Source organism: Nocardioides aquaticus (assembly GCF_018459925.1).
In the GTDB taxonomy this organism is placed as follows: Bacteria; Actinomycetota; Actinomycetes; order Propionibacteriales; family Nocardioidaceae; genus Nocardioides; species Nocardioides aquaticus.
This window is the reverse complement of record NZ_CP075371.1, coordinates 1,102,551-1,129,222: the sequence shown is the minus strand read 5'-3', so window position 1 is coordinate 1,129,222 and position 26,672 is coordinate 1,102,551. Positions and strand designations below refer to the sequence as shown.

The following is a 26,672-nucleotide window of genomic DNA, read 5'->3' as shown; positions in this document are numbered from 1 at the left end:
GGCACACGACCCCCACGACTCCCGCTCAGCGCCCGCCTCAGCCCTCCAGCACCACCACGGCCGAGGCGATGCCGGCGTCGTGGGACAGCGAGACGTGGACCGAGGTGGCGCCGAGCTCGGCCGCCCGGGCGAGCACCGAGCCCCGCATCTCCAGCCGGGGGCGGCCGGTCTCCTCCGAGACGACCTCGGCGTCGTGCCACGCCAGGCCGCCGGGGGCGCCCAGGGACTTGGCCAGCGCCTCCTTGGCAGCGAACCGCGCGGCCAGGGAGGCCAGCGAGCGGCCGGCCTCGGCGGGGGTGAACAGTCGTTCGCGCAGGCCCGGGGTGCGGTCGAGCGAGAGCCCGAACCGCGCGATGTCGCAGACGTCGATGCCGACGCCGAGCACGCTCACTCGACGGTGACCGACTTCGCCAGGTTGCGGGGCTGGTCGACGTCGTGGCCGAGCCCGGTGGCCAGCTCGCAGGCGAAGAGCTGCAGCGGCACCGTGGCCACCAGCGGCTGGAGCAGCACCGGCACCTTGGGCAGCCGGATCAGGTGGTCGGCGTAGCGCGGGATCGCCTCGTCGCCCTCCTCGGCCAGGCAGATCGTCCGCGCGCCGCGGGCCCGGACCTCCTGGATGCCCGACAGCATCTTGGCGTGCAGCTGGTCGCGGCCCTGGGGCGGCACGACGCACAGCACCGGCAGCCCGTCGGTGATCAGCGCGATCGGACCGTGCTTGAGCTCGCCGGCCGCGAAGCCCTCGGCGTGCAGGTAGGCGATCTCCTTGAGCTTCAGCGCCCCCTCGAGCGCCACCGGGTAGCCGGCGTGGCGGCCCAGGAAGAGCACCGAGGTGGCCGTCACGTGGGCGCGGGCGAGCTCGTACACCTCCTCGCAGCGGCCCAGGAGCTCCTCGATCTGTGCCGGGATCGCCTCGAGCTGGTGCATCACCTCGGCGATCTCGTCGCCGTAGCGGGTGCCCTTGACCTGCGCGATGTAGAGCGCGAGCAGGTAGGTCGCGACCAGCTGGGTCAGGAAGCCCTTGGTCGAGGCGACGCCGATCTCCGGGCCGGCGTGGGTGTAGATCACCGCGTCGGACTCGCGCGGGATCGTCGAGCCGTTGGTGTTGCAGATGGCCAGCACCTTCGAGCGCTGGGTGCGCGCGTGCCGGATCGCCTGGAGGGTGTCCGCGGTCTCGCCGGACTGGCTGATCGCCACGACCAGCGTCGAGAAGTCCAGGATCGGGTCGCGGTAGCGGAACTCGCTCGACAGCTCGACCTCGACCGGCACCCGGCACCAGTGCTCGATGGCGTACTTGGCGACCATGCCGGCGTAGAACGACGTGCCGGCGGCGATGATGATGATCTTGTCGATGTCGCGGATCTCCTGGTCCGAGAGCCGCATCTCGTCCAGCTGCAGGGCTCCGGTACGCGTGCGGCGACCGAGCAGGGAGTCCGCGACGGCCCGCGGCTGCTCGAAGATCTCCTTGCGCATGAACCAGTCGTGGCCGTCCTTCTCGGCGGCCGAGAGGTCCCAGTCGACGTGGTAGCGCACCCCCTCCTGGGGCACGCCGTGGAAGTCGGTGACCTCGACGCCGGCGGCGGTGATCGTGACCACCGTGTCCTGACCGAGCTCGAGCGCCTCGCGGGTGTGCTCGATGAAGGCCGCGACGTCGGAGCCGAGGAAGTTCTCGCCGTCGCCCAGGCCGACGACCAGCGGGGAGTTGCGGCGTGCGGCGACGACCCGCTCGGGGTCCTGGGAGTCCACGGCCACGAGGGTGAAGGCACCCTCGAGCACCTGGCAGACCCGCTGCATGCCCTCGGTCAGGTCGACCCCGGAGCGCACCTGCAGCTCGACCAGGTGGGCCACGACCTCGGTGTCGGTGTCGGAGACCAGCTGGTGGCCGTCGGCCTCGAGCTGGGTGCGCAGCGCGTCGAAGTTCTCGATGATCCCGTTGTGCACGAGCGCGACCCGGCGGGCGTCGCCGAGGTGCGGGTGCGCGTTGGCGTCGGTCGGCGGGCCGTGCGTGGCCCACCGGGTGTGCCCGATGCCGGTGGTCGCCGCCGGCAGCGGCGTCTCCGCGATCGCCTTCTCCAGGTTGGCCAGCTTCCCGGCCTTCTTGTCGACGACCAGCGCACCGTCCACGACGAGCGCCACCCCCGCGGAGTCGTATCCCCGGTACTCCAGGCGGCGCAGTCCCTCGACGACGACCTCCTGGGCTGACTTCGGCCCGACGTAGCCCACGATCCCGCACATGGGGCACGACTCTACCGAGCCCCGGGCCCGGCCCCGACGACCCACGCAGCAGCGCGGCTGCAAGACTTCCCCGCATGTCCGCTGGCGGGAGCCCCCCGGTCGAGGAGCACGCCGGCCGCGAGTCGTCGCCCTACCTCGAGCTCGACCGCGACACCTGGGCCGCGCTGACGCCCCAGATGCAGGCCCCGCTCACCGACGAGGAGATCGCCCGGCTACGCGGTCTGGGCGACAACCTCGACCTCCGTGAGGTGCAGGACGTCTACCTGCCGCTGTCCCGGCTGCTGAGCCTGTACGTCGAGTCCTCGGGCAAGCTGCACCACGACACCGAGGCGTTCCTGCACCAGCGGACCCCGCCGCGCACCCCGTTCGTGATCGGGCTGGCCGGTTCCGTCGCGGTCGGCAAGTCGACCACCGCCCGCGTGCTGCAGCAGATGCTCGCGCACTGGCCCGAGCACCCGAACGTGGCGCTGGTCACGACCGACGGCTTCCTCTACCCCAACGCCGAGCTCGAGCGTCGCGGTCTCCTCCAGCGCAAGGGGTTCCCGGAGTCGTACGACCGCCGCGCGCTGCTGCGCTTCGTCGTCGACATCAAGTCCGGCCGGGACGAGGTCGTGGCCCCGACGTACTCCCACCTCGTCTACGACGTCGTCCCCGACGAGCGGGTCGTGGTCAAGCGTCCCGACATCGTGATCATCGAGGGCCTCAACGTCCTGCAGCCGGCCCGGGTCCGCGAGGACGGCAGCGCCGGACTGACGCTGAGCGACTTCTTCGACTTCTCGATCTACGTCGACGCCGGGCGCGACAAGATCCGCGACTGGTACGTCTCCCGCTTCCTGCGGCTGCGCGAGACCGCGTTCCGCGACCCCGGTTCCTACTTCGCCAAGTACGCCGCGTTCTCCCACGGCGAGGCCGTCCGGGAGGCGGAGCGGATCTGGGACACGATCAACGGCCCGAACCTGGTCGACAACATCCTGCCGACGCGGTCGCGGGCCACCCTGGTGCTGCGCAAGGACCGTGACCACTCCGTGAGGTACGTCCGCCTCCGCAAGGTCTGATTCTGCCTCCCCACGCCGCCTCAACGGATAGGTTCGTGCCCGTGAGAGAGCTCCCCACCGCGGTCATCGCCGAGGACCACGCCGACACGCGCGCGCTCATCGAGCTCGTCCTCACCCAGTGCGGGTTCCGGGTGGTGCACGCCGAGGACGGCCCCACGGCGATCGCGGCGGTGGGCGAGCACGCCCCGCTGCTCACCACCCTCGACGTGAACATGCCGGGCATGGACGGCTTCGCGGTGGCCAAGCGGCTGCGCGAGTTCAGCCAGACCTACCTGATCATGATCACCTCGTTGGACTCGGAGATCGACGTCGTCCGCGGTCTCGAGGCCGGCGCCGACGACTACCTGGTGAAGCCCTTCCGGCCCCGGGAGCTGCGGGCCCGCGCCGACGCCATGCTGCGCCGGACGGCGTTCGCCGCCGCCAACGCCGTCGCCGCACCGACCCCCGTCGAGGAGGAGTCGTGGGTCGCCACCGCCCGCCGGGAGTTCGAGGAGAGCCTCGTCGGCAGCGCGCCGGCGCTGGCCGTCGCGCCGGCTCCCGCACCCTCCCCGGCACCCCGCCCCGCGCCCCCGTCCGTCACGGTCCCCGGGCGCCGGATGGCCCCGCCGGCACCCGTCCCCCCGAGCGCCCCGGGGACGGCCCCGGGCCGTCGCGTGGCCGCGCCGGTGGCCACGTCGGCCCCGGAGGCCAACCCGGTGCTGGTGCAGGGCGACGTCTTCCAGCTCGGCGAGCTGACGATCGACTCCCGCACCGGGGCCGCCTCGGTCGCGGGGCGAGGTCTCACGCTGACCCAGCCCGAGACGCAGGTCCTGCTCTCGCTGATGCGCACCGGGCGGCGGGTCCGCAGCAAGGCCGACCTGGTCCTGGCCGTGCGGGGTCAGGAGTTCGTGACCTCCCACTTCGTCAACGAGGCCGACAAGAAGGCGGTCGAGGGGTACGTGGCCAGCCTGCGCAGCAAGATCGGCGACGACGAGTCCTCGCCGCGCTACATCGAGACCGTCCGGGGCGTCGGCTTCCGCCTGGCCAGCTGACCTCGCCGTCCCTCCGACGCCGCCGGCGTCAGACGCCGCCAGAGGCCGCCGGCCGTCCGACCGGCGGGTGCCGGCCGGACGGCGCCGGCTAGTTGGCGTTGACCGGGATCTTCGTGGCCTTGGTCGGCTCGTCGGAGGCGAAGATGCCGACCGGCACCTTCTGGGTGACGGTCCGCTGGACGAACTGTCCGCCGCCGGCGGTCGTCTGCACGTTGACCACCGCCCGGAAGGTCAGCTCGACGCCGGTCGTCCCCTTTGCGACCGGCCCGATGGACTGGTTGCGCAGCTCGAAGGCGCCCTTGGGCGAGCTGACCAGCATGCCGTTCGGCGTGGTGAGCGGCTCGGGGTCGAAGGTGATGTCGGCACCGACGCCGCTGACCTCGTACGGCTCCTGCTTGCCCGGGCCGTCCTCGGTGATCGTGCGCGAGGTGACGTCGATGGTCTCGAGGTAGACCTTGCGCTTGGTGGCGAACGGGTCGCGCAGGCCCTGGGCGAGGTCGTAGGCGGTGAAGGTGAAGGTGAAGTACTTCCGCCCGCCCGGGTACCACTCGTTGGTGCGCGGCGTCGCCTTCGTCGGGTACATCGTGTAGACGAAGTCCACGCCGGGCACGCCCGGCACGCTGAGGTGGGACTGGAAGGTGCCGTCGCTGGTGAACTGCGAGTCGATCGGCTCCGCGGCGGCCGCGGGCTCCGGCTGCGCCTCGGCCGGGGCGTCCTCCGACCCGCCGAACGGCAGTGAGCTGCAGCCGGTGAGCGAGGCGGTCAGCAGCAGGGTGCACGCGAGCCCGGCCAGGCGGCGTACGCCCCGGTGCCCTGTGGTGGATCCCGTGGTGGAGCGGGTGGTGGTGCTCATGCCTTGAACCCCCGTCGTCGGCGCATGATCTTCAGCGACATCCATGCCGTCTGGAGGATGGTCACGACCCCGAGGATCGGCCACCCGACGGCCAGCAGGCTCGAGCGGAGGTCGACCGAGAGCTGCAGCCAGATGGCGCCGACGGTGACCAGGAAGACCCCGAGCACCACGAACGGGTAGAGCCAGGCGTAGCCCTTGCCGCGTTCTGCCTTCGCCTGCGCTGCCCAGTTGTCGGTCTGCTGGCGGCTGAAGAACTTGGTCCAGGAGCGCACGAAGTGCGCGATCCGCAGCCACATGTAGACCTCGGCCGGAGCGAGGAGCAGGGCGAAGAGGTAGTCCCTCCGGTTGGCGAAGGCCATCGAGCTGGCCACCCGGTAGTTCAGCGCGATCGCGGCCAGGGGCGGGATGACCCACCACGCCTGGAACACGAACGCGCTGATCGACAGCGAGCCCAGCAGGAGCAGCAGGAAGCCCAGCCGCGTGATGATGTTGACGACCATCGAGATGTGCTCGAACCAGCGCAGCCGGAGGTTGGGGTGCAGCGGCTGGCCACGGGTGTCGCCGCGCTGGCCGGGCCACATCAGGTCGATGGCGCCGAAGTTCCACTTCACCTGCTGGCCGTCCAGGCCGCGCAGGGTGGTCATCCCGCCGACGTGCGCACGCGCCGTCGCGCTGATCTTGGTGAGGTAGCCGGCGCTCTTGATCTGCAGCGAGAGCAGCGAGTCCTCCACCTCGCTGTCCTTGACCCACGGCGTGCGCTGGTGGCTCTCGCGCAGGACGTCCTTGAGCGCGCGGGTCGAGAAGATCGAGAACTGGCCGCCGAGCACCGCCATGTTGCGGCCCCGGAGGAGGTTCTGCATGTTGAAGGCGGAGAACTGGGAGCGCTGGCCGGCGACCAGGAACTTCGCCATCGGCCCCTCGAGCGCGCTGTCGTCGATGGTGTAGATCGCCGAGATGCCGCCGATCCGGTCGTCGCTGCTGATCTCGGCGACCATCGCCTCCAGCGCGTCGGGCTCGGGGTTGGTGTCGCCGTCGACGCCGAGCAGGTAGTCCATGTGACCGACCAGGCCGTAGCCGTAGTTGAGCGCCCCCACCTTCTTGTCGGGGTTCTCGCCGATGTCGTGCACGTAGATCGTGGTGCTCTGCTCACCGGTCGGCGTCGTCCGCGTGTGCGGCCCGGCGTAGTGGCTGGCGACCTCGACGGTCTCGTCGGTGGTGTTGTTGACGATGACGTGGATGACGTCCGGGATCCGGGTCTGCAGCAGCAGGGAGTCCAGGACGCCGGCGATCGTCTCCCCCTCGTTGTAGGCCGGGATCACGCAGCCCACGGTCGCCCGCTGCTCGGGGATCGCCGCCAGCTCGTCGAGGTAGGTCTCGGCGTACGCCGCCAGGCCCGGGTCGGGCAGGTTCACGTACGGCGCGAGGTCCGCCGACACCGGCGGCGTCGGGGCGGGGCCGGGCAGCTGGTCGGTCACGGGGTCTCCCGGGGGGTCGGTGCGGGGGTGTGGCACTGCTCGCCGTCCTGCTGGGCGTCGGGCAGGTGCGGCAGGGCGACGTCGCCCAGCACGGTCTGGTCGCCGGTCGTCACACCGAACGGCGGGGTGGTGGCCTCGGCGTACCGGCAGTAGCTGGTGCCCTGGCCGAGGTAGGGGTTGTTCGGGTCGGGTCCCACGACGACCGTCAGGCCGGACTGCGTGGTGAGCTGACCGTCGAGCAGGAAGGTGCCGTCGGTCGCGGCGGTCGTGGTGTCCAGGACGTCGCCGTCCGCGTCCAGCAACCGCACCGAGGCACGGCCGAGGGTCGCTGCGCGCCGGTTCGCGTCGACCACGCGCCCCGTGACGCTGGCCCCGCGGACGGCCAGGGTCGCGTCCGTGAAGGCCGTCCGCTTCGAGCGCACCCGCACGGCCGGGTTCACCTCGGCCGGCAGGTAGTCGTCGAGGCCGGGCACGACCAGGCGGTAGCGACCCGGGAACAGGCCCTGGAAGGTGACGCTGCCGTTGCGGGTGCGGGCGACCCAGAACTGGCCGGTCGTCCGGCTCACGGCCGTCACGGAGACGGGGTCGCCGTCGTAGGCGCCGTCCCCGGTGTAGAGGTCGACCAGCAGCGTGCCGCCGGCGGTGCGGAGCGTCGGCGAGACGGCGGTGTACGTCCCGGCCACGAGCTTCCTGAGGTAGGTGCTCTTGGCCACCCACGTCCTCGCGCGGTCGTAGGTGAACACCGAGTAGCCCTTGCCGCTGGGGATCCCGCCCAGCGCGTAGCGGCCCCGCTTGTCGGCGGTCGTGGAGAACGTCCGCTCGTCGGCGAGGGCCACGACCACGCGGGCGCCCTTCGCGACCTTCGCACCCGCCCGGACCGTGCCGCCGATGGCGGCCCCCGGCGTCATCCGCACCGTCTTCGTGGTCGTCTGGGCGACCGTCACCTCGACGGCGACGTCCGTGGGCTGGAACCGCTTGACGTCGTAGGTCGGCCGCACGTCGGTGAACTGCAGGCGGTAGGACCCCACCGGCAGCGTGAGGGAGTAGGCGCCCCCGGGCGTGCGACGCGAGCCGAGGAACTCGTAGTCCTCGGTGAACCAGGTGAGCCTCACGTCCGGCTGGCTGCCACCGGGGCCGAGGATCTCCCCGCGCACCTTGCCGGTCTGGTCCGCGAGGGCGGCACTCGAGGCGGCGGTGGCCGCGGACGGGGCGGCGCTCGACGGCAGCGCCGTCAGACCGGGGAGGAGAAGGACGGAGACGAGCAGCACCAGGGGTGCGAGACGGGGGGACCTCACGGTTCGAGAGTAGGGACCGCGAGCGCCGCCGGAGGCGTTTCCGGACGAAGTGACCAGGGACTCGTGACGAGCGGCCGACGCCGACCGAGACCAAGGTCCCGTCGAGACGCGCACAGGGGCCGCGACCGGTCGGTCGCGGCCCCTGCGGGCGTGGGGTGGAGCGCCGGCTCAGGCGCCCTTGCCGGTCACCGTGACGGGCACGTTGCCGCGGGTGGCCTTGGAGTACGGGCAGACCTGGTGGGCGGTCTCGACGAGGCGCTGGGCGGTCTCGTCGTCGACACCGGGGATGGTGGCGGTGATGTCGGCGGTGATGGCGAACGAGTCGCCCTCGGGGCCGAAGCCGACGGCGATCTCCACGGTCGAGGCGGAGGCGTCGACCCCCTCCTTCTTGGCGACCATGCCCAGGGCGCCCTGGAAGCAGGCGCCGTAGCCGACGGCGAACAGCTGCTCGGGGTTGGTGCCGGTGCCGGGCCCGCCGGTCTCCTTGGGCGCGGTCAGCGACAGGTCCAGCACGCCGTCCTCGCTGCGGGCGTGGCCGGCGCGGCCACCGGTGACGGTGGCGCGGGCGGTGTAGACGATCTTCTCCGGGGTGTTGGTCATGACTGGCCCAACACCGTCCGGGGCGCGGTCCATTCCGCTACAGGGCCAGGCGCTCCCGCACGACCGTCGCCAGGCGCTCCGCCACGGCGTTCGCCCGGTCCTGCTCGGGCGCCTCGACCATCACCCGCACGATGGGCTCGGTGCCCGAGGGCCGCAGCAGCACACGGCCCTCGCCGGCCAGGCCGGCCTCCTCGGCCGCCACGGCGGCCAGGACCCCCTCGTCGTCGGTACGGGCCCGGTCGACCCCCCGACGTTGAGCAGCACCTGCGGGAGGCGGGTCATCACGCCGGCCAGGTCGGCCAGCGGACGTCCGGTGGCGGCCATCCGGGCCAGCACCTGCAGCGCGGTCAGCAGGCCGTCGCCGGTGGTGGCGTGGTCGCGGAGGATCACGTGCCCGGACTGCTCGCCGCCGAGGTTGTAGCCGCCGGCGTTCATCGCCTCGAGCACGTACCGGTCGCCGACCGCGGTCCGCAGGACGGTGACACCGGCCCGCTCGAGGGCCTGGACGAAGCCGAGGTTGCTCATCACGGTGGCCACGACCGTGTCGCGCACGAGCAGGCCCTGCTCGTGCATCCCGAGGGCCAGCACCGCCATGATCTGGTCCCCGTCGACGACCGCGCCGGTGTGGTCGACGGCCAGGCAGCGGTCCGCGTCGCCGTCGACGGCGAAGCCGGCGTCGGCACCGTGCTCGAGCACCGCGGCCGAGAGCCGGTCGAGGTAGGTGGAGCCGTAGCCGTCGTTGATGTTCGTGCCGTCCGGCTGGTCGCCGATCGCGATCACCGTGGCCCCGGAGTCGGTCAGCGCGCGCGGGCCGACCTCGGAGGCGGCGCCGTGGGCGCAGTCGAGGACGACCCTGAGGCCGGCCAGCGGGCGCTCCACGGTGCGGACCAGGTGGGCGGCGTAGTCCTCGACGGTCGGGCCGTACGGGGTGACGCGGCCGACGTCGGCGCCGGTCGGGCGGTCCCACGGTCGCCCGAGGTGCGCCTCGATCTCGCGCTCCACGGCGTCGTCGAGCTTGCGACCGCCGCGGGCGAGCAGCTTGATGCCGTTGTCGGGCATCGGGTTGTGCGAGGCGCTGATGACCACGCCCAGGTCGGCACCGAGGGTGCCGGTCAGGTGGGCCACGCCGGGGGTGGGCAGGACGCGCAGCCGCAGCACGTCCATGCCGGCCGAGGCCAGGCCGGCGACGACGGCGTGCTCGAGGAACTGCCCCGAGACGCGGGTGTCGCGGCCCACGACGGCCAGCGGGCGCGGCCCGGCGTACGACCCGTCCTCGACGAGGACGCGCGCGGCCGCGACGCCGAGCTCCATGGCGAGCTCGGCGGTCAGCGTGCCGTTGGCCAGGCCGCGGACGCCGTCGGTGCCGAAGAGTCGGCCCATGACTGGCTCCCCGGCGCGGATCAGCGCTTGCTGAACTGGGGCGCCTTGCGGGCCTTCTTCAGACCGGCCTTCTTGCGCTCGATGGCGCGCGAGTCGCGGGTCAGCAGGCCGGCCGCCTTCAGCGTGGCGCGGTTGGCGTCGAGGTCGACGTCGTTCAGCGCACGGGCCACGCCGAGGCGCAGCGCGCCGGCCTGGCCGGTGATGCCGCCGCCGTGGATGCGCGCGACGACGTCGAAGCGACCCTCGAGGTGCGTCGCCGCGAACGGCTCGTTGACGACCTGCTGGTGCAGCTTGTTCGGGAAGTACGAGTCCAGGCTGCGGCCGTTGACGCGCCACTGGCCGGTGCCCGGGACGATGCGCACGCGCGCCACGGCCTCCTTGCGGCGACCGGTGGCCGCGGCGGGGGCGATGGTGGCCGGGCGGTCCTCGGACTCGGCGCTGGGCACGGTCTCGGAGCTGTAGGCGACGCCCTGCTCGTCGGCCTGGTAGGTCTCCTCGACCTCGGTGGTGTCAGCCACGTCATTCCTCACTGGTGCTCATCTTGGTGCGTACGTGTGGGTGGTGCTGCTGCTCAGGAGAGCAGGGTCACTGGGTGACCTGGCGGATCTCGAAGGGCTTCGCCTGCTGCGCCTCGTGCGGGTGGGTCGGACCCGAGTAGACCTTCAGCTTGCCGAGCATCGCGCGGCCGAGCTTGTTCTTGGGCAGCATGCCCCAGACGGCGTTCTCGATGGCCTTGCGGGCGTCCTTGGCGAGCAGCTCGCCGATCGGCGTCGCGGACAGGCCGCCCGGGTAGCCGGAGTGGCGGTAGACCATCTTCTTGGTGGCCTTGTCGCCGCTGACCGAGACCTTCTCCGCGTTGATGACGACGACGAAGTCGCCGACGTCCATGTGCGGGGCGTACATCGGCTTGTGCTTGCCGCGCAGCAGGGTGGCGGTCTCGACGGCGAGACGACCGAGGACCACGTCCTCGGCGTCGATGACGTGCCACTCACGCTGGATGTCAGCGGGCTTCGGGCTGTACGTACGCACGGTGATAGGCCTTCTCGTCGGTGTCGGTGGAGCGGGGCGTCCGGCGGGCATCACGCCCGCCCGGGGCCGGATCGGTGCGGTGGCGCACCTGCAGTCGTTGCGCGGCTGGCCGCGACCGTCGATGTTACGGCGGGGCCTGCGCACAGGTCAAAACGGCCCGCGCCCCGGGAGTCCGGGGCCCCGGCCCGTCTCGCCCCGCAAACCACCCGTTGGCGCCGCTGGAGGCGCGCCGACTAGGTTGTGGGGCGTGACTGACTCTCTCACCGTACGCGACAACCGCACCGGGCAGGAGTACGACGTCCCGATCGCCGACGGCACCATCAAGGCCGCCGACCTCGGGAAGATCAAGGCCGGCGAGGACCAGCCCGGCCTCGCCGTCTACGACCCCGGCTTCGTCAACACCGCCTCCTGCCGCTCGTCGGTGACCTTCATCGACGGGGACAAGGGGATCCTGGAGTACCGGGGCTACCCGATCGAGCAGCTCGCCGAGGGCTCGAACTTCCTCGAGGTGGCCTACCTGCTCAACCACGGCGCGCTGCCCACCAAGGCGGAGTTCGACGCCTGGGAGCACGAGATCACTTACCACACGTTCGTCCACGAGAACATCAAGACGTTCATGGAGGGGTTCCGCTACGACGCCCACCCGATGGGCATGCTGATGGCCTCCGTGGGCGCGCTGTCGACCTTCTACCCCGACGCCCGCGACATCCACGACGCAGAGAACCGCCACATGCAGATCGTGCGGATGATCGCGAAGATGCCCACGCTGGGCGCCTGGTCCTTCCGTCACGCGCAGGGCAAGCCCTTCGTCTACCCCGACAACGAGCTGTCCTACACCGCGAACTTCCTCTCGATGCTGTTCAAGATGAGCGAGAAGACCTTCGAGCCCGACCCCCGCCTGGTCCGGGCGCTCGACGTGCTGTTCATCCTGCACGCCGACCACGAGCAGAACGCCTCCACCAACGCGGTGCGCAGCGTCGGCTCGACGCAGGTCGACCCGTACTCCGCGGTCGCCTCCGGCGTCGGCGCGCTCTACGGCCCGCTGCACGGCGGCGCGAACGAGGCCGTGCTGCGGATGCTGCGCCGGATCGGCTCGAAGGAGAACATCCCCTCCTTCATCGAGGGCGTGAAGAACGGCAACGAGAAGCTGATGGGCTTCGGGCACCGGGTCTACAAGAACTACGACCCCCGCGCCCGGATCATCAAGAAGGCCGCCGACGACGTCTTCGAGGTCACCGGGGTCAACCCGCTGCTCGAGATCGCCCTCGAGCTGGAGAAGATCGCCCTCGAGGACGAGTACTTCGTCAAGCGCAAGCTCTACCCGAACGTCGACTTCTACTCCGGGCTCATCTACGAGGCCTTCCAGTTCCCGCCCGAGATGTTCACGGTGCTGTTCGCGATCGGGCGCACGCCCGGCTGGCTCGCGCAGTGGCTCGAGCTGGTGCAGGACAAGGAGCAGAAGATCGCCCGCCCGAAGCAGATCTACACCGGTGCGCGGACGCTCGACTTCGTGCCGGCCTCGGAGCGCTGGGCCTGAGGATGACCTCCCCGACGTACGTCCTCGTCGACGGGGAGAACATCGACGCCACCCTCGGCAACTCGATCCTGGGCAGGCGCCCCCAGCCGGGCGAACGTCCGCGCTGGGAGCGCCTGCTCGACTTCGTCGCCACCGAGTGGGAGTGCGAGCCGAACGGGCTGTTCTACCTCGCCGTCAACGGCGAGCTGCCGATGTCCTTCGTCCAGGCGCTGACCGCGCTGCACTACCGGCCGATCCCGCTGCAGGGCGCGCCCGGGCAGAAGGTCGTCGACATCGCGATCCTGCGCACCCTCGAGGAGATCGCGCACCGCGAGGCCGACGTCGTCCTGGTCAGCAACGACGGCGACTTCTTCGAGCACGTCGGGGCCCTGCTCGACGGCTCCGCCCGTCGGGTCGGCCTGATCGGCTTCACCGAGTTCCGCAACCACCAGTTCTCCTCGCTGGTCCCGCGGGGCCTGGAGGTCTTCGACCTCGAGGACGACGTGGCCGCCTTCACCACCCGGCTGCCGCGGATGCGCGTCATCCCGATCGACGACTTCGACCCGCGCCTGTTCCTGTGACCCCGGCGCCCTCGGGCGTCGTGCTCGACCTCGGCAACGTCGTCGTCGACTGGGACCCCTTCCACGCCGTCGCCGCCGGTGTCGGCGCGCGGGAGGCGGCGGCGTTCCTGGCCAGCACCGAGATCGACTTCAGGGCCGTCAACCACCAGGCCGACGCCGGTCGCGACTGGGACGACGTGCTGGCCGACGTGGCCCGCGACCACCCCCGCTGGCTGCCGCACGTACGGGCCTACCGCGAGCACTTCGGCGCCTCGCTCCGCGGCGAGGTGCCCGGGACCGGTGACGTGGTCCGCGAGCTGCACCGCGGTGGCGTACGGCTGTGGGGGCTGACCAACTGGAGCCACGAGCTGTGGCCGCACGCACCCGCCCGCTTCGAGGTGCTCTCGCTGCTCGAGGACGTCGTGGTCTCCGGGACCGAGGGGGTCGCGAAGCCCGACCCTCGGATCTACGCCGTCCTGCGCGAGCGGGTGGGGACGCCGCTCGACCGGCTCGTCTTCGTCGACGACCGCGCCGACAACGTGGCGGCCGGGGTCGAGGCCGGGCTCGACGGCGTGGTCTTCACCGGCGCGGCCCGGCTGCGCGAGGACCTCCGCGCACGCGGCCTGCTCGGCGCTGACCCGGACTGACCCGGACAGCAGCGGATCACTGCCACCAGGTGGCAGTGATCCGCTGCTGTGGTGCTCAGGCCCTGCTGAGGCCGGAGCGGACCTCGGCGAGCGCCGCGTCGAGGGTGACCTGCGGGGTCCAGCCCCAGCCGTGGGCGCGGTCGGCGAGCACCCGACCGGTCCACTCGTCCTCCTCGACCCACTCCGGCTCGACACCCAGCGCCGAGGTGACGGCCCCGAGGTAGTCGCGCCAGGTGGCCGGGCCGGCGGCCACGTTCACGACCGTGCACTCCCCCGCCACCGGACCCCGGGTCACGTCGTCGGACTCCGGCACCCGCGACGTGGCCACGTCGGCGGCCAGCGCGGCCAGGTCGTCGACGTGGACCCAGGCGAAGCTCTTGCGGGGGTCGACCCGTCGGGCGGCCTCGTCGTCGCGGACCGCGGCGGGGCGCAGCGTGTTCCACACCGAGCTCTCACCGTCGCCGAGGATCGCCGGCGGCCGGAGCAGGACGCGGGTCAGGCCGGTCACCGCCTCCAGCGCCTCGTCGGTCTCGCGCTTGGTGACCGGGTAGTCGCCGCCGTCCTCCCCCACCAGGGTCGAGGACTCGTCGACGTCACCCCGGCCGGGCGCACGGTCGTAGACCGCCGCGGTCGAGACGTGGACCAGGCGCGCGACGCCGGCGTCCGCGGCCGCGCGGGCCAGCACCGCCGTGCCCTCGACGGCGACCCGGCGCTGCGTGTCGAGGTCGCTGCCCATCGGGTGCACCGTGGTGACCACGACGTCTGCGCCCAGCACCACCTCGTCGGCGAGGTCGGCGTCACCGAAGTCGCCGACGTGCTCCTCGGTGCCCTCGGGCGCCGTCCCCGCGCGGCGGACCACGGCACGCACGGTCGCGCCCCGCTCGAGGAGCGCGGCGCAGGTCCGCCTCCCGACCAGGCCGTTCGCGCCGGTGACGACGACGATCGGGGCGGTGGGGGCGGTGACCGAGGCGGTGCTGGTGGAGTCGCTCATGGACCCAGCCTGCCAGCGCCCCGGCCCCCCACCGGGGTGCCCGACCTCCCCGGTGGCGTCTCAGACCACGGCGCGGTCCCGGCTCTCCCAGTACGGCTTGCGCAGGTCGCGCTTGAGGATCTTGCCGGTCGGGTTGCGCGGGAGCGCCTCGACCACGTCGACCGAGGTGGGCGACTTGAAGGTCGCCAGCGAGACCCGGCAGTACGCGATGAGCTCCTCGGGGGTCGCGCTCGCGCCGGGCCGCAGCGACACCACGGCCTTGACCGTCTCGCCCCAGCGGTCGTGCGGAACGCCGATCACGGCGACCTCCGCGACGGCGGGGTGCTCGGCGAGCACCCGCTCGACCTCGGGGCTGTAGACGTTCTCGCCGCCGGTGATGATCATGTCCTTGAGGCGGTCCTCGACGAAGACGTAGCCCTCGGCGTCGACCCTGCCGAGGTCGCCGGTGCGGAACCAGCCGTCCTCGGTGATCGCGGCGGCGGTCTCCTCCGGACGACCCAGGAAGCCCTTCATCAGCTGCGGCGTGCGCAGCCAGAGCTCGCCGGACTCCCCGACCCCGACGTCGGTGAGCGTGTCGGGCGAGACGACCCGCACCTCCACCCCCGGCAGCGGCCGACCCGCGGAGACGAGCAGGTCGTACCGCTCCGAGGCCATCGCCTCGCGGTGGGCCTCCGGCATCAGGTGGGTGGCCACTCCCGCGACCTCGGTGAGGCCGTAGACCTGGATGAAGTCGGTGTCCGGCCACACCGTCATCGCCTCGCGCAGCAGCGGGAGCGGCATCGGCGCCGCCCCGTAGGTGTAGGTCGTCAGCCGGCCGAACAGCGCGACGGCCTCGGGCCCGGACTGCAGCACCTGGGCCAGCACGGCCGGCACCAGGAAGGTCGCGGTCGCCCCGGCCAGGATCGCCCCGCCGAGCGAGGCGGCGTCGGGCTCGCGGGTCATCACGCTGGGGATGCCGTCGTGGATGCCGAACAGGACGTACGAGGAGCCGCCGACGTGGAACAGCGGCATCGCCACCATCGACTTCTGGCCCGGCCGGAACTCCCAGCCGTCGTGCGCGGCCAGCGTGTGCGCCACCATGTTGGCGTGGGTCAGCATGACCCCCTTGGGTCGTCCCGTCGTGCCCGAGGAGTACATCACCAGGCACACGTCGCCCGGCTCCACCTCCGGGCCGCGGCCGACCGGATCGGCGGCGGCGAGCAGCTCCTCCCAGGCGTCGCCGTCGGCGCCGTCGGGCGTCACCTCGACCACGTGCTCGACGTGGAGCAGCCGGTCGCGGACGGTGTCGACCACCGGCAGCAGCTCGGAGCCGACGACGAGCACCCTGGCCCGGCAGTCGTTGAGGGTGTAGTCGACCTCGTCACCGGCCAGGCGCCAGTTCACGATCGCGGTCGCCGCCCCCAGCGACCCGGCCGCCAACGACAGCTCGACGCCGGCCGGGTGGTTCTTGTCCAGGAAGGCCACCACGTCGCCCCGCCCGACCCCGAGCGCGCGCAGGGCGCCGGCGGCGCGGCGCACCCGGTCGTCCCACTCCGCCCAGGTCCAGGTGCGCCCGAGGTACGTCATCGCCTCGGCGTCGGGGGTGGTGGCGGCCCAGTGGGCGAGCCGGTCGTCGGTGAAGGTCGGGTGGGGTGCGTCCATGGTCGATTGTGACCGGGCGCACACGACCCCACAAGCCGAGATGACGCTCGCGGACAGCCGAGATGACCCTCGCGGACAGTCGAGGTGACGATTCCGGCGGCCGGGGACGGCCGGGGCGGCTCAGACGACCTGGCGGTGGGGGCGGCCCGGGTCGTCCTCGGCGGGGTCGGCGACCCGGGTCCGCATCGCCTCGAGCTGGGCGCAGACGGCGGCGCCGTAGAAGAACGCGACGGAGGCCATCAGGCTCCACAGCAGCAGCGCCACGATGCCGGCCAGGGGCCCGTACGTGCTCCCGAACGAGCCGCTGACCTGGACGTAGATCCCGAGGGCGGCCGTCGCCGCCATGCACAGCACCACCGACACCCCGGCGCCCAGGGCCAGCCACGACAGGGCCGGCTGACGGCGCCGCGGGCTGTGGTCGAGGAGCACCGCGATGGTCAGCACCAGCAGTGCGAGGCCCGCCGGCCAGCGCAGCACGTTCCACCCCAGCCGCAGGCCGTCGCCCCAGCCGTAGACCTCCGTCATCGCCTGGGCGAAGGCGCCGCCGGCGACGAGGAGCAGGAAGCCGACGCCGGTCGGCACGGCGAGCAGCGCGGTGAGGACGGCGGCGCGGCCGTACTTCGCCACCGCGGGTCGGTCGCGGCGGATGCCGTAGATCCGGTTCGTGCCGCGCTCGACCTGCGCCATCGCGGTCGTCATCGACGCCAGCGCGACCAGCAGTCCCAGGACCAGGGCGACCTCGCCGGAGGACTCCGGCGTGGTGGTGGCCTGGGCCAGCGCGTCCCCTTCCCCCTGACCGGGCGAGACGGCCGCGACGGTCAGCGCGACCACCCGGGCGGGCTTCTCGTCGTCGATGTCCGCGGCCAGGCCGGTCACGGCCAGCAGGAACGGCACGACGGCCAGGCACGCCTGCAGGGCCAGGGCCCGGCTGTTGGTGAAGCCGTCGCCGTAGCGGAACCGGACGAAGGAGTCGACCAGGATCCGGCGCGCGCCGTGGCGCCGGGCGAGGTGCCAGGCGTCCTCGGCGTCGAGCTCGTCGCCGCCCATCTCGGTGGTCACCGGGACGGTGCGGGCGGTGGTCACGGCGGAACTCTGGCACACCGGCGGACCGGCGGGAGGGTGACGCGGGACCCGTACGAGCAGCACCGGGGCCGACTCTTGGCGGACGGTCAGGCGTGTCTCAGCCTGCTCACAGGCCGACGCCCGAGAGTGGAGCCATGTCCGACCAGACCCCCACCCCCGACCGCCCCTCCACCGACCACCTGTCGAGCGGCCCCTCGAACAGCCCGTCCTGGGCCGGCGACCACGAGCCGACCACCGAGCTCGGTGCGACGCCCCCGGCCGGCACCGGCGGCCAGCCGCCGTACGGGGACCCCTACGGCTCACCGTTCGGCGCGCCGGCCCCGGCGCCCCGCTCCCGCGGGCGCAAGCGGTTCGCGGCCGGCGTCCTCACCGCCGCGCTCGTGGTCGGCGGCGGCGCGGGCCTCGGCGGCGCGGCGGCGTACTCGGCCTGGTTCGACGAGGACGGCACCCTGAGCAACGGCGGTGGCAGCGGCGCGGTGACGACCTCCCCGGTCGTCGACACCGGGGAGGACGACGGCACCCAGACCGACGTCGAGCAGGTGGCCGAGGCCGTGCTGCCCTCGGTGGTCAAGCTCGACGTCGCCGGCCAGGAGGGCGCGGGCTCCGGCTCGGGCGTCATCATCTCCTCGGACGGCCGGATCCTGACCAACAACCACGTGGCCGAGGTCGCCGAGGGCGGCGGGTCGATCACGATCTCCTTCAGCGACGGCAGCACGGCCCCGGCCGAGATCGTCGGGACCGACCCGATCACCGACATCGCGGTCGTGCAGGCCGAGGGCGTCTCCGGGCTGACCCCGGCGACGATCGGGAGCTCGGCCGACCTGAACGTCGGGGAGGACGTGGTGGCGATCGGCTCGCCGTACGGCCTGGACGCCACCGTCACCTCGGGCATCGTCAGCGCCCTGGGTCGACCGGTCGACGTCGGGCGGGACGACCAGGGCAACGTCACCGCCTACCCGGCGGTGCAGACCGACGCCGCGATCAACCCCGGCAACTCCGGTGGCCCGCTGGTCGACTCGCAGGGCCGCGTGGTCGGCATCAACTCCTCGATCCGCACCAGCGGCAGCTCGGTGACCGGGGAGTCCTCCGGCTCGATCGGCCTCGGCTTCGCCATCCCGATCGACGACGTGCGGCCGATCGTCGACCAGATCGTCGCCGGTGAGGAGCCCACGCACGCGCTCCTCGGGATCTCGGTGCAGCCGGTGCAGTCCACGACCGACGGTGGTGCCCCCGTCGCCGCGGGCGCCCAGGTCGCCGACGTCACGGACGGCTCGGCGGCCCAGGAGGCCGGCCTCGAGGCGCAGGACGTCGTCATCGGCATCGACGACATCCGGATCTCCGACCCTGACTCGCTGATCACCACCGTGCGCAGCTACCGCCCCGGCGACGAGGTCGAGGTGACCTACGTCCGCGGCGGCGACGAGGAGACCACCATGCTGACCCTCGGCTCCGACGGCGAGACGTCCGCGGGCTGATCCCAGGCTCCTCCGCGGGCCGGGCGCGGGCGGGTCAGCGCGCCCGGACCACCCGCGCCTCGTCCCACACCGGACCGTCGGGCTCGTACACCTCGCCGTCCGAGCCGTAGACCAGGAACCGGTCGAAGCCGCGGGCGAACCAGCGGTCGTGGGTGACGGCCAGCACCGTGCCCTCGAAGGCCCGCAGGCCGGTCTCCAGCGCCTCGGCCGACTGGACGTCGAGGTTGTCGGTCGGCTCGTCGAGCAGCAGGAGCGTCGCGCCGGACAGCTCGAGCAGCAGGATCTGGAACCGGGCCTGCTGGCCGCCCGAGAGCTGCTCGAAGCGCTGCTCCCCCGCGTGGGCGAGCTCGTAGCGGTCGAGCACGCGGGCGGCCTGCTCGCGACCCATCCCGGCCCGTCCGCCGCCGTCGGGCCCGCGCTCGCCGCGGTGCAGCACCTCCAGCAGCGTCCGCCCCCGCAGCTCGGGGTGCTCGTGGGTCTGCACGAACCAGCCGGGGCGCACCCGCGCGCCGAGCCGCGCGCGACCGGTGTGCGGGACCGGCTCGACCGGCTTCTCCTCGACCGGGCGGTGCTCCACGTCGGGGTCGCTCCCCCCGGCCGCGAGCAGCCGCAGGAAGTGGGACTTGCCGGAGCCGTTCGAGCCCAGCACGGCGACCCGCTCGCCGTACCAGACCTCGAGGTCGAAGGGCTTCATCAGCCCGGTCAGCCCGAGCTGCTCGCAGACGACCGCCCGCTTGCCCGTACGCCCGCCGGTCAGCCGCATGGTGACCTGCTGCTCGCGCGGCTGCTCGGTCGGCGGGCCGGCCTCCTCGAACTTGCGCAGCCGGGTCTGCGCGGCCTTGTACTGCGCGGCCAGGCCGTCGTTGAACTCCGACTTCACCCGGTAGCGCAGGACCAGCGCGACCAGCTTGGCGTGCTCCTCGTCCCAGCGCCGGCGCAGCTCCTCGAAGCGGGCGAACCGGTCGCGCCGCGCGTCGTGGTACGACCCGAAGCCACCGGGGTGGGTCCACACGGTGTTGCCCGCGGCCCCCAGCTCGACGGTGACCACCCGGGTGGCGGTGTTGGCCAGCAGCTCCCGGTCGTGGCTGACGAACAGGATCGTCTTGGCCGAGTCGCGGATGCGCCCCTCGAGCCAGGTCTTGCCGGGCACGTCGAGGAAGTTGTCGGGCTCGTCGAGCAGCAGGACCTCGTCGGGCCCGGCCAGGAGGTACTCCAGCACCAGCCGCTTCTGCTCGCCGCCCGACAGCGTCCGCAGCTCGCGGTGGCGCACCCGGTCGTAGGGCACCCCCAGGGCGCGCACGGTGCAGACGTCCCAGGTGACCTCCACGTCGTAGCCACCGGCGTCGGCGTAGTCGCCCAGCGCCGCGGCGTAGCGCAGCTGCGTGGGCTCGTCGTCGGTCTCCATCAGGGCCAGCTCGCAGGCGTCGACGGCCGCCGCGGCCACGCGCACCCGCGGCGGGGCCACCGACAGCAGCAGGTCGGCCACGGTCGGCTCCCCGTCGGGCGTGCCCGGACGACCCAGCCCGGCCGCCACCATCTGCCGCATCACGCCGAGACCGCCGGTCCGGGTCACGGCCCCGCCGTGCGCCTCGAGCTCGCCGGTGACGATCCGCAGCAGCGTCGTCTTCCCGGCCCCGTTGGCGCCGACCAGGGCCACCTTCGCCCCGTCGCCGACCCGGAACGAGACGTCGTCGAGCAGCACCCTCCCGTCGGGCAGCTCGTAGCGCACTCCACTGACCTCGACATGTCCCACGACCCCATCCTCCCCTGCCACCGACCTCCGGCGCAGGCCGGTTTCCGCCCCGGCGCCGCGCGCGGCCTTCGGTAGGGTGCGCGGCTACGACCGACAGACACGCCCCAGGCCCTCGGGAGGCCCCGTGCCGTCCTCACCGTCCGACCCCACCTCGTCCGGCTCCTCCGGCTCCACCACCGCCGACGACCGCGCCGCGCCGCGCTGGCACCTCGTCGGGCCCGGGCTGGTCGTCGCCGCGACCGGGGTCGGCGGCGCCGACCTCGTGGCCACGCTGCTGGCCGGCAGCCGGTACGGCTACGCCCTGCTCTGGACCGCGGTCCTCGGCTGCGTGCTCAAGGTGGTGCTCGTCGAGGGCGCCGGCCGCTGGTCGCTGGCCACCCGCAGCACCATCTACGAGGGGTGGTCCAGCCTGGGCCGCTGGACCCACTGGTACTTCGGGCCCTACATCGTGGTGTGGGGCTTCGTCTACGGCGCCGCGGCGATGGCCGGCACCGGCCTGGCGCTCTACTCCCTGCTCGGCGGGCTCTCGGTGGCCTGGTGGGGCGTGGTGTCGGGCCTGCTCGGCGCCGGCCTGGTCCTGCTCGGGCGCTACTCGGTCTTCGAGAAGGTCTGCAGCGTCCTGGTGCTGCTGATGTTCGTCTCGATGGTCGGCGCCGCCGCGCTGACGGTGCCGAACCTGCCCGACATGGCCGGCGGGCTCGTGCCGGTGGTGCCCGACGGCGGCCTGGTCTACGTCCTGGGGGTGGCCGGGGGCGTGGGCGGCACCATCACCCTGGCCGCCTACGGCTACTGGCTGCGCGAGAAGGGCTGGGACAGCCCGCGCCACATGCGGGTCATGCGCATCGACAACGCCATGGCGTACGCGATCACCGGCGTCTTCGTGGTCTCCACCCTGATCGTCGGCGCCGAGCTGCTCTACTCCGCCGGGATCGCGGTCAGCTCCGGCGACCAGGGCCTGCTCGACCTGTCCGACGTGCTGGCCGACCGGTACGGCAGCGCGGCCGGCACGGTGTTCCTGGTCGGCTTCTGGGCCGCGGCGATGTCGTCGCTGGTCGGGGTCTGGAACGGCGTCAGCCTGATGTTCGCCGACTTCGTCGGCCACGTCTCGGGCGGCGACCCCGACGAGCCGCGCTACCGCCTCGGCGGGCGCTGGTACACCGCGTACGTCCTGTGGCTGACGCTGCCGCCGGTGCCGATGCTGTTCCTCGGCGAGCCGGTCTACCTGATCCTGGCCTACGGCGTGCTGGGGGCGTTCTTCATGCCGTTCCTGTCGGTGACGCTGCTGTGGCTGCTGAACACCGACCGGGTGCCGCGCGAGTGGCGCAACAAGCCGCCCTCCAACGTCGCGCTGGTGGTGTGCACCGTCGTCTTCGCCTGGCTGGCCGCGACCCAGGTCTACGACGCCGTCAGCGGGGTGCTCTGACCCGGCCGGGAGGGCGCTGCGCCCGAGGAGGACTGGGCGGGGTTACCGACGCGTAGGTCCGCGCGTCATGATGGACTCGTACGTCGGGCGGTGCCGCCCGACCCGCGGCCGCAGCGGCCGCACACCGACGCCATCAGGAGGCGAGCGATGCAGCTCGAGCTGTCCGAGGAGGACCGCGCGTTCCGCGAGGAGATGCGCGACTTCTTCACCACCAAGGTGCCCGAGGAGATCCGCGACGCGGTCAAGGACGGGCAGGAGCTCTCCAAGGAGCAGATCGTCGCGAGCCAGCAGGCGCTCAACGCCGCCGGCCTCGCCGTGCCCCACTGGCCCGAGCAGTACGGCGGCCGCGGCTGGTCCGACCTGCGCCGCCACCTGTGGAACGAGGAGATGCAGCGCGCGTTCGTGCCGGCGCCGCTGGCGTTCAACACCTCGATGATCGGCCCGGTGCTCGCGCAGTTCGGCAGCGAGGAGCTCAAGGAGCGCTTCATGGCGCCCACCGCCAACCTCGACGTCTGGTGGAGCCAGGGCTTCTCCGAGCCCGACGCCGGCTCCGACCTGGCCAGCCTGCGCACCACCGCGGTCCGGGACGGCGACGACTGGATCGTCAACGGCCAGAAGACCTGGACCACGCTCGGCCAGTACGGCGACTGGATCTTCACCCTCGTGCGCACCAACCCGGACGTGAAGAAGCAGGCCGGCATCTCGATGCTGCTCATCGACATGACCTCGCCGGGCCTCGAGGTCCGCCCGATCGAGCTGATCGACGGCGGCCACGAGGTCAACGAGGTCTGGTTCTCCGACGTCCGCGTCCCCGGCGCCAACCTCGTCGGCGAGGTCGACGGCGGCTGGACGATCGCGAAGTTCCTGCTCGGCAACGAGCGCGTCGGCGTGGCCCCGGTGGCCGCGACGAAGCGCAACCTGGCCCTGGCCAAGGACCGGTACGCCGAGCGCGTCGCCGCCGACCCGCTGCTCGCGGCCCGGGTCGCGGAGCTGGAGAACGAGCTGCTCGCCCTGGAGCTGACCGCGCTGCGCGTGGTCGCCCACTCCGAGGGCGGTGAGCCGCACCCGGCCAGCTCGGTGCTGAAGCTCAAGGGCACCGAGCTGCAGCAGGCCGTCAGCGAGCTCGCGGTCGACCTCGCCGGCCCGGCCTCCCTGGCCTCCGGCGCGGACGACGGGTCCGCGCTGCCCGGCTTCGCCCGCCGGGCGACGCCGACCTACCTGAACCTGCGCAAGGCCTCCATCTACGGCGGCTCCAACGAGGTCCAGCGTCAGATCATCAGCAAGACGATCCTCGGGCTCTGAGGGGGACGGGACAGACATGGACTTCACCTACGACGACGAGCAGGTCGCCCTGCGCGACGCGGTGCGCGGCCTGGTCGGCAAGACCTACTCCGACCACGAGCACCGCCGCCAGACCGTCAACGACGAGCCGGGCTTCGACGAGAAGCAGTGGGCCCGGATGGCCGAGATGGGCATCCTCGGGCTGCCCTTCGCCGAGGCCGACGGCGGCGTCGGCGCCGGCCCGGTCGAGATCGGCATCGTGGCCCAGGAGATGGGTCGCGTGATCGCGCCCGAGCCGTTCCTGACCTGCGTGGTCCTGGCCGGGGGCCTGGTCTCCGCGGCCGGGTCGGCCGAGCAGCGCGAGGAGATCCTCGGCGCGGTCGCCGAGGGCGAGCGCGTGCTGGCCCTGGCCCACGACGAGCCCGGCCGCGGCTGGGTCTCGACCGCCTCGGCGGTCACGGCCGCCGAGCAGGGCGGGACCTGGACGCTCGAGGGCGTCAAGGAGCCGGTCGTGCAGGGTGCCCGCGCGGACACCCTCGTGGTGACCGCGGCGCTGCCCGACGGCGGCACCGGCCTGTTCCTGGTCGACGGCGACGCCGCCGACCTGCGGCGGGACTCCTACCGCACCTACGACGGCGGCCGCGCGGCCAAGGTCACCTTCTCCGGCACCGCCGCCACGCCGCTGGGCGAGGTCGCCGACCGCGAGGCCACGGTGGCCACCATCCTCGACGTCGGCCGCATCACCGCCGCCAACGAGGCGCTGGGCTCGATGGAGACCGCGCTGCGGCTCACCACCGACTACCTCAAGAGCCGCAAGCAGTTCGGCGTCACGCTGAACACCTTCCAGGCGCTCACCTTCCGCGCCGCGGACATGTACGTCTCGCTCGAGCTGGCCAGCTCGATGGTGCAGTGGGCGACGATGGTGCTGATGAGCGGGGACGCGGAGGCGGCCTCCGACGCCGCCCGGCGTACCGCCCTGCAGGTCTCGCGGGCCGCGCGCCACGTCGGCCAGGAGGCCATCCAGCTGCACGGCGGGATCGGCGTCACCGCCGAGTACGCCGTGGGCAACCACGTCGCCCGGCTCACCGCGCTGGACCACCTGCTCGGCGACGGCACGCACCACCTGGGCGGGCTCGTGAGCCGGATCGGTGACCACGAGGGCGTCGACCCCCTGCGCTGACCGCCCCCTGTAACGCTGTGTTACTCGATCTGGTGCGGCGTCACGACGCCGCACCAGTGGAAGTAACACAGCGTTACAGCCGCGCGCCGGGTCAGACGAGGACGGCGGCCGTCGCGTCGCTGGGCGCCGTCGAGGCGGCCGGCGCGAGCATCGCCGCCAGCTCGGCCTCGAAGCAGCCGAGCAGCCGCCGCGGGTCGGGCACGACCGCGGTGTCGGTCTTGAAGCCGACGTGGACGGATCCTGCGTACGTGAAGATGCAGGTGCCCACGGCCTGCTCGCCCGACCCCGGGACCCACCCCAGCAGCCCGCCGATCCGGGTGCCCGCGAGGTAGCGGTGCTCCGGAGGGCCGGGCACGTTGGTGGTCACGCCGACGGCCTTGGCCGCGAAGAACCGGACCAGCCCCCGTCCCACGGTCTCGCCCAGGAGCCCGATCAGGTGGAGCAGGGCGAAGGTCAGCACCGGCTCCGGCGACTTCTTGATCGCCCCCATCCGCCGCTGCACCTCCTGCAGCCGCACGCCGGCCTCCGGGGTCGCCGACGGCAGCCGCAGCAGCACCAGGGCGAACCGGTTGCCCAGGCGTCGGGGCAGCGGCTTGTCCAGCGGGCGGAGGTTGACCGGGATCATCGTGGTGACGTCCCTGGGCACCCCGTGGTGCTGGGCCTGGTAGTCGTGCAGGGCCCCGGCGAGCGCCGCGGCCAGCACGTCGTTGACGGTCGCGCCGGTGCTCCGCGCGAGGTCCTTGACCCGGTCCAGCGGCACCGGCGCGCACCACACCACGGCCTTGCCCGGGGTGACCTGCCCGGTGAGCCGGGTCGGCGGGGTGCGGCTCAGCAGCAGCTTGGCCAGCACGGCCGGGGTGCGGACGGTGGCCGAGGCGACGGCGCGGGCCCTCGCCGACCGCCCGGGCGCGGACTGCCGGGGGCGGGGGGCGGCGGCCACCGCGGTCGCGGCGGCGCCGGGGTCCACGGGGGCGTCGGGGCCGGCGTCGGTCAGCGAGAGCAGGACGCGGGTCAGCGCGATCCCGTCGGCCAGCACGTGGTGCAGGCGGGCGTAGAGGATCGTGCCGTCCGGGTGCCCCTCGAGGACCTGCACCTCCCACGGCGAGCGGCCCGGGTCGAGCGGCTGCCCGAGGTGGCGGCCGACGTGCTCCTGCACCTCCTCGTCGCCGGCGCCCGCGGGCAGCCGGACCTCGACGAGGTGGTCGTCGAGGCGGAAGTCGTCGATCGCGGTCCAGCGCGGCAGGCCCCCGGGGACGCGCGAGCGGGCCGGGCGGCGGCGGAACACCGGGAACCGGTCCACCACCCGCTCCTGCAGGACCCGGGCCAGGCGCTCACGGTCGAGGTCGCCCTCGAGCCGGACCAGGCACTCGATCACCATGAGGTTCTCGGGGCGGTCGGTGCGCCACCAGATCGAGTCGACGGGGTTGAGCGGGAAGGCGGCCACACCACAGCATCCCAGGTCCGGGAACACCCTCCCCCGGTGAGCGTCGGCGCACGGACGCTCAGCCCGGGGCCGACCCGACCATCCGCAGCGCGAGCTCGCGGTAGTGGGCGGCGAGCGCGTCGGGGTCCCAGCCGCGGGCGTCGTCGAACCACCGGGCCAGGTCGATGCCCAGCGAGAGCAGGGCGGCGGCGGTCATCCGCGGGTCGCCGGGCGCGAAGACGCCCGCCCGCGCCCCGTCCTCGATCACCGCGACGACCCGGGCGCTGATCGCCCGGCGCAGGCCCTCGACCTCGGCGCGGTGCTCGGGCCCGAGCGCCTCCAGCTCGTAGTTGAGGATGCGCGCGGTCGTGTGGGCGCGGGCGTGGTGGCGCACGAAGTCGGCGGCCACGCGGCCGAGCCGCTCGCGGTGGTCGTCGGTGCCCTCGGCGGCCCGGGTCACCAGGTCCAGGGTGCGCTGGTGGCCGGCGCGCGAGATCTCGTACAGCAGCTCCTCCTTGGAGCGGTGGTGCACGTAGAGCGCCGCCGGCGACATGCCGGCGGCCGCGGCGATGTCGCGCGTGGTGGTGCCGTGGAAGCCGCGCTCGGCGAACGCCGTCACGGCGGCGTCGAGCAGCCGCGCCCGCGCGTCCGCGGCGCGCGACGAGGTCACCGGGGCGGGTTGACGGGACGCGGTCACGCGATCCAGAGTAAGCAAGCGCTTAGTCATTCGGCAACGACCCACCACCACC

The 26,672-nt window shown here is 73.0% G+C and carries 23 protein-coding genes and 1 pseudogene; 9 read left to right on the top strand and 15 right to left on the bottom strand.

Going from position 1 to position 26,672, the window contains the following annotated elements; translation table 11 throughout:
* Positions 1–37: 37 nt before the first annotated feature.
* Together ENKNEFLB_RS05540 and glmS are read right to left on the bottom strand one after the other, a co-directional pair.
* The gene (locus tag ENKNEFLB_RS05540) at positions 38–391 is read right to left on the bottom strand and encodes a holo-ACP synthase (protein WP_214058278.1); all 354 of its coding nucleotides are present in this window, start codon (positions 389–391) and stop codon (positions 38–40) included.
* Entirely contained in the window at positions 388–2,232 is a 1,845-nt protein-coding gene (gene glmS / locus ENKNEFLB_RS05535; protein ID WP_214058277.1) for a glutamine--fructose-6-phosphate transaminase (isomerizing), read from the bottom strand. Before glmS ends, ENKNEFLB_RS05540 begins: the two co-directional genes overlap by 4 nt.
* 74 nt (positions 2,233–2,306) lie before the next feature.
* On the opposite strand from glmS, the gene coaA reads away from it, so the two are divergent.
* Together coaA and ENKNEFLB_RS05525 are read left to right on the top strand one after the other, a co-directional pair.
* A complete protein-coding gene (gene coaA / locus ENKNEFLB_RS05530) occupies positions 2,307–3,287 on the top strand; it encodes a type I pantothenate kinase (protein WP_214058276.1) in 981 nt (326 codons plus the stop codon).
* 41 nt (positions 3,288–3,328) lie between these two features.
* Positions 3,329–4,318, top strand: a complete 990-nt coding sequence (locus tag ENKNEFLB_RS05525; RefSeq protein ID WP_214058275.1) for a response regulator transcription factor — start codon at positions 3,329–3,331, stop codon at positions 4,316–4,318.
* A gap of 88 nt (positions 4,319–4,406) precedes the next feature.
* Here ENKNEFLB_RS05525 and ENKNEFLB_RS05520 read toward each other — a convergent pair whose 3' ends face one another.
* From ENKNEFLB_RS05520 to rplM, 7 genes and pseudogenes are all read right to left on the bottom strand, one after another.
* Entirely contained in the window at positions 4,407–5,171 is a 765-nt protein-coding gene (locus tag ENKNEFLB_RS05520; protein WP_214058274.1) for a hypothetical protein, read from the bottom strand.
* On the bottom strand, positions 5,168–6,646 hold the full coding sequence (locus tag ENKNEFLB_RS05515; RefSeq protein ID WP_214058273.1) for a glycosyltransferase family 2 protein: 1,479 nt from the start codon (positions 6,644–6,646) through the stop codon (positions 5,168–5,170). Before ENKNEFLB_RS05515 ends, ENKNEFLB_RS05520 begins: the two co-directional genes overlap by 4 nt.
* Entirely contained in the window at positions 6,643–7,941 is a 1,299-nt protein-coding gene (locus tag ENKNEFLB_RS05510) for a collagen binding domain-containing protein (protein ID WP_214058272.1), read from the bottom strand. The genes ENKNEFLB_RS05515 and ENKNEFLB_RS05510 overlap by 4 nt, the downstream gene beginning before the upstream one ends.
* A gap of 168 nt (positions 7,942–8,109) precedes the next feature.
* Entirely contained in the window at positions 8,110–8,541 is a 432-nt protein-coding gene (locus ENKNEFLB_RS05505) for an organic hydroperoxide resistance protein (RefSeq protein ID WP_214058271.1), read from the bottom strand.
* A 37-nt stretch (positions 8,542–8,578) separates the two neighbouring features.
* Positions 8,579–9,921: pseudogene (gene glmM, locus ENKNEFLB_RS05500) on the bottom strand (phosphoglucosamine mutase).
* A 20-nt stretch (positions 9,922–9,941) separates the two neighbouring features.
* Complete coding sequence (gene rpsI, locus ENKNEFLB_RS05495) at positions 9,942–10,439, bottom strand: 30S ribosomal protein S9 (RefSeq protein WP_214058270.1); 498 nt, start codon at positions 10,437–10,439, stop codon at positions 9,942–9,944.
* 67 nt (positions 10,440–10,506) lie between these two features.
* Positions 10,507–10,950, bottom strand: coding sequence for a 50S ribosomal protein L13 (rplM, locus tag ENKNEFLB_RS05490; RefSeq protein WP_214058269.1), 444 nt, complete (start codon positions 10,948–10,950; stop codon positions 10,507–10,509).
* Positions 10,951–11,197: 247 nt separating this feature from the next.
* On the opposite strand from rplM, the gene ENKNEFLB_RS05485 reads away from it, so the two are divergent.
* The 3 genes from ENKNEFLB_RS05485 to ENKNEFLB_RS05475 are packed head-to-tail and all read left to right on the top strand — an operon-like array spanning position 11,198 to position 13,673.
* Positions 11,198–12,487 carry a citrate synthase gene (locus ENKNEFLB_RS05485; RefSeq protein ID WP_214058268.1) on the top strand — a complete coding sequence of 430 codons (1,290 nt, stop codon included), beginning with the start codon at positions 11,198–11,200 and terminating at the stop codon, positions 12,485–12,487.
* Between the two features lie 2 nt (positions 12,488–12,489).
* The gene (locus ENKNEFLB_RS05480; RefSeq protein ID WP_214058267.1) at positions 12,490–13,047 is read left to right on the top strand and encodes an NYN domain-containing protein; all 558 of its coding nucleotides are present in this window, start codon (positions 12,490–12,492) and stop codon (positions 13,045–13,047) included.
* Positions 13,044–13,673: an HAD-IA family hydrolase gene (locus ENKNEFLB_RS05475; protein ID WP_214058266.1), complete on the top strand. Its 630-nt coding sequence runs from the start codon at positions 13,044–13,046 to the stop codon at positions 13,671–13,673. Before ENKNEFLB_RS05480 ends, ENKNEFLB_RS05475 begins: the two co-directional genes overlap by 4 nt.
* Before the next feature lie 55 nt (positions 13,674–13,728).
* On the opposite strand, the gene ENKNEFLB_RS05470 is transcribed toward ENKNEFLB_RS05475, so the two are convergent.
* From ENKNEFLB_RS05470 to ENKNEFLB_RS05460, 3 genes are all read right to left on the bottom strand, one after another.
* The gene (locus ENKNEFLB_RS05470) at positions 13,729–14,664 is read right to left on the bottom strand and encodes an NAD-dependent epimerase/dehydratase family protein (RefSeq protein WP_214058265.1); all 936 of its coding nucleotides are present in this window, start codon (positions 14,662–14,664) and stop codon (positions 13,729–13,731) included.
* Positions 14,665–14,724: 60 nt separating this feature from the next.
* Entirely contained in the window at positions 14,725–16,305 is a 1,581-nt protein-coding gene (locus ENKNEFLB_RS05465) for a long-chain-fatty-acid--CoA ligase (protein ID WP_214058264.1), read from the bottom strand.
* A gap of 120 nt (positions 16,306–16,425) precedes the next feature.
* A complete protein-coding gene (locus ENKNEFLB_RS05460; protein ID WP_214058263.1) occupies positions 16,426–17,388 on the bottom strand; it encodes a YihY/virulence factor BrkB family protein in 963 nt (320 codons plus the stop codon).
* Between the two features lie 134 nt (positions 17,389–17,522).
* Here ENKNEFLB_RS05460 and ENKNEFLB_RS05455 point away from each other — a divergent pair, with 134 nt between their 5' ends.
* Positions 17,523–18,863 (top strand): S1C family serine protease, encoded by a 1,341-nt coding sequence (locus tag ENKNEFLB_RS05455; RefSeq protein ID WP_214058262.1) that lies wholly within the window; start codon positions 17,523–17,525, stop codon positions 18,861–18,863.
* Between the two features lie 34 nt (positions 18,864–18,897).
* On the opposite strand, the gene ENKNEFLB_RS05450 is transcribed toward ENKNEFLB_RS05455, so the two are convergent.
* The gene (locus tag ENKNEFLB_RS05450; protein WP_214058261.1) at positions 18,898–20,616 is read right to left on the bottom strand and encodes an ABC-F family ATP-binding cassette domain-containing protein; all 1,719 of its coding nucleotides are present in this window, start codon (positions 20,614–20,616) and stop codon (positions 18,898–18,900) included.
* 124 nt (positions 20,617–20,740) lie between these two features.
* Here ENKNEFLB_RS05450 and ENKNEFLB_RS05445 point away from each other — a divergent pair, with 124 nt between their 5' ends.
* The 3 genes from ENKNEFLB_RS05445 to ENKNEFLB_RS05435 all read left to right on the top strand — a co-directional run bounded on the left by ENKNEFLB_RS05445 (position 20,741) and on the right by ENKNEFLB_RS05435 (position 24,500).
* The gene (locus tag ENKNEFLB_RS05445; RefSeq protein WP_214058260.1) at positions 20,741–22,039 is read left to right on the top strand and encodes an Nramp family divalent metal transporter; all 1,299 of its coding nucleotides are present in this window, start codon (positions 20,741–20,743) and stop codon (positions 22,037–22,039) included.
* A 147-nt stretch (positions 22,040–22,186) separates the two neighbouring features.
* Positions 22,187–23,341 carry an acyl-CoA dehydrogenase family protein gene (locus ENKNEFLB_RS05440; protein WP_214058259.1) on the top strand — a complete coding sequence of 385 codons (1,155 nt, stop codon included), beginning with the start codon at positions 22,187–22,189 and terminating at the stop codon, positions 23,339–23,341.
* Between the two features lie 16 nt (positions 23,342–23,357).
* The gene (locus ENKNEFLB_RS05435; RefSeq protein ID WP_214058258.1) at positions 23,358–24,500 is read left to right on the top strand and encodes an acyl-CoA dehydrogenase family protein; all 1,143 of its coding nucleotides are present in this window, start codon (positions 23,358–23,360) and stop codon (positions 24,498–24,500) included.
* A gap of 91 nt (positions 24,501–24,591) precedes the next feature.
* Here the strand turns inward: ENKNEFLB_RS05435 and ENKNEFLB_RS22850 are convergent, their stop codons facing one another.
* A complete protein-coding gene (locus ENKNEFLB_RS22850) occupies positions 24,592–25,944 on the bottom strand; it encodes a WS/DGAT domain-containing protein (protein ID WP_214058257.1) in 1,353 nt (450 codons plus the stop codon).
* Between the two features lie 58 nt (positions 25,945–26,002).
* On the bottom strand, positions 26,003–26,620 hold the full coding sequence (locus ENKNEFLB_RS05425; protein ID WP_246535852.1) for a TetR/AcrR family transcriptional regulator: 618 nt from the start codon (positions 26,618–26,620) through the stop codon (positions 26,003–26,005).
* Positions 26,621–26,672 lie beyond the last annotated feature (52 nt).

Coding starts and splice junctions, on each gene's coding strand:
- glmS (WP_214058277.1), bottom strand. CDS start 2,232: ATGTGCGGGATCGTGGGCTACGTCGGGCCGAAGTCAGCCCAGGAGGTC.
- coaA (WP_214058276.1), top strand. CDS start 2,307: ATGTCCGCTGGCGGGAGCCCCCCGGTCGAGGAGCACGCCGGCCGCGAG.
- ENKNEFLB_RS05520 (WP_214058274.1), bottom strand. CDS start 5,171: ATGAGCACCACCACCCGCTCCACCACGGGATCCACCACAGGGCACCGG.
- ENKNEFLB_RS05505 (WP_214058271.1), bottom strand. CDS start 8,541: ATGACCAACACCCCGGAGAAGATCGTCTACACCGCCCGCGCCACCGTC.
- ENKNEFLB_RS05480 (WP_214058267.1), top strand. CDS start 12,490: ATGACCTCCCCGACGTACGTCCTCGTCGACGGGGAGAACATCGACGCC.
- ENKNEFLB_RS05470 (WP_214058265.1), bottom strand. CDS start 14,664: ATGAGCGACTCCACCAGCACCGCCTCGGTCACCGCCCCCACCGCCCCG.
- ENKNEFLB_RS05465 (WP_214058264.1), bottom strand. CDS start 16,305: ATGGACGCACCCCACCCGACCTTCACCGACGACCGGCTCGCCCACTGG.
- ENKNEFLB_RS05455 (WP_214058262.1), top strand. CDS start 17,523: ATGTCCGACCAGACCCCCACCCCCGACCGCCCCTCCACCGACCACCTG.
- ENKNEFLB_RS05440 (WP_214058259.1), top strand. CDS start 22,187: ATGCAGCTCGAGCTGTCCGAGGAGGACCGCGCGTTCCGCGAGGAGATG.
- ENKNEFLB_RS05435 (WP_214058258.1), top strand. CDS start 23,358: ATGGACTTCACCTACGACGACGAGCAGGTCGCCCTGCGCGACGCGGTG.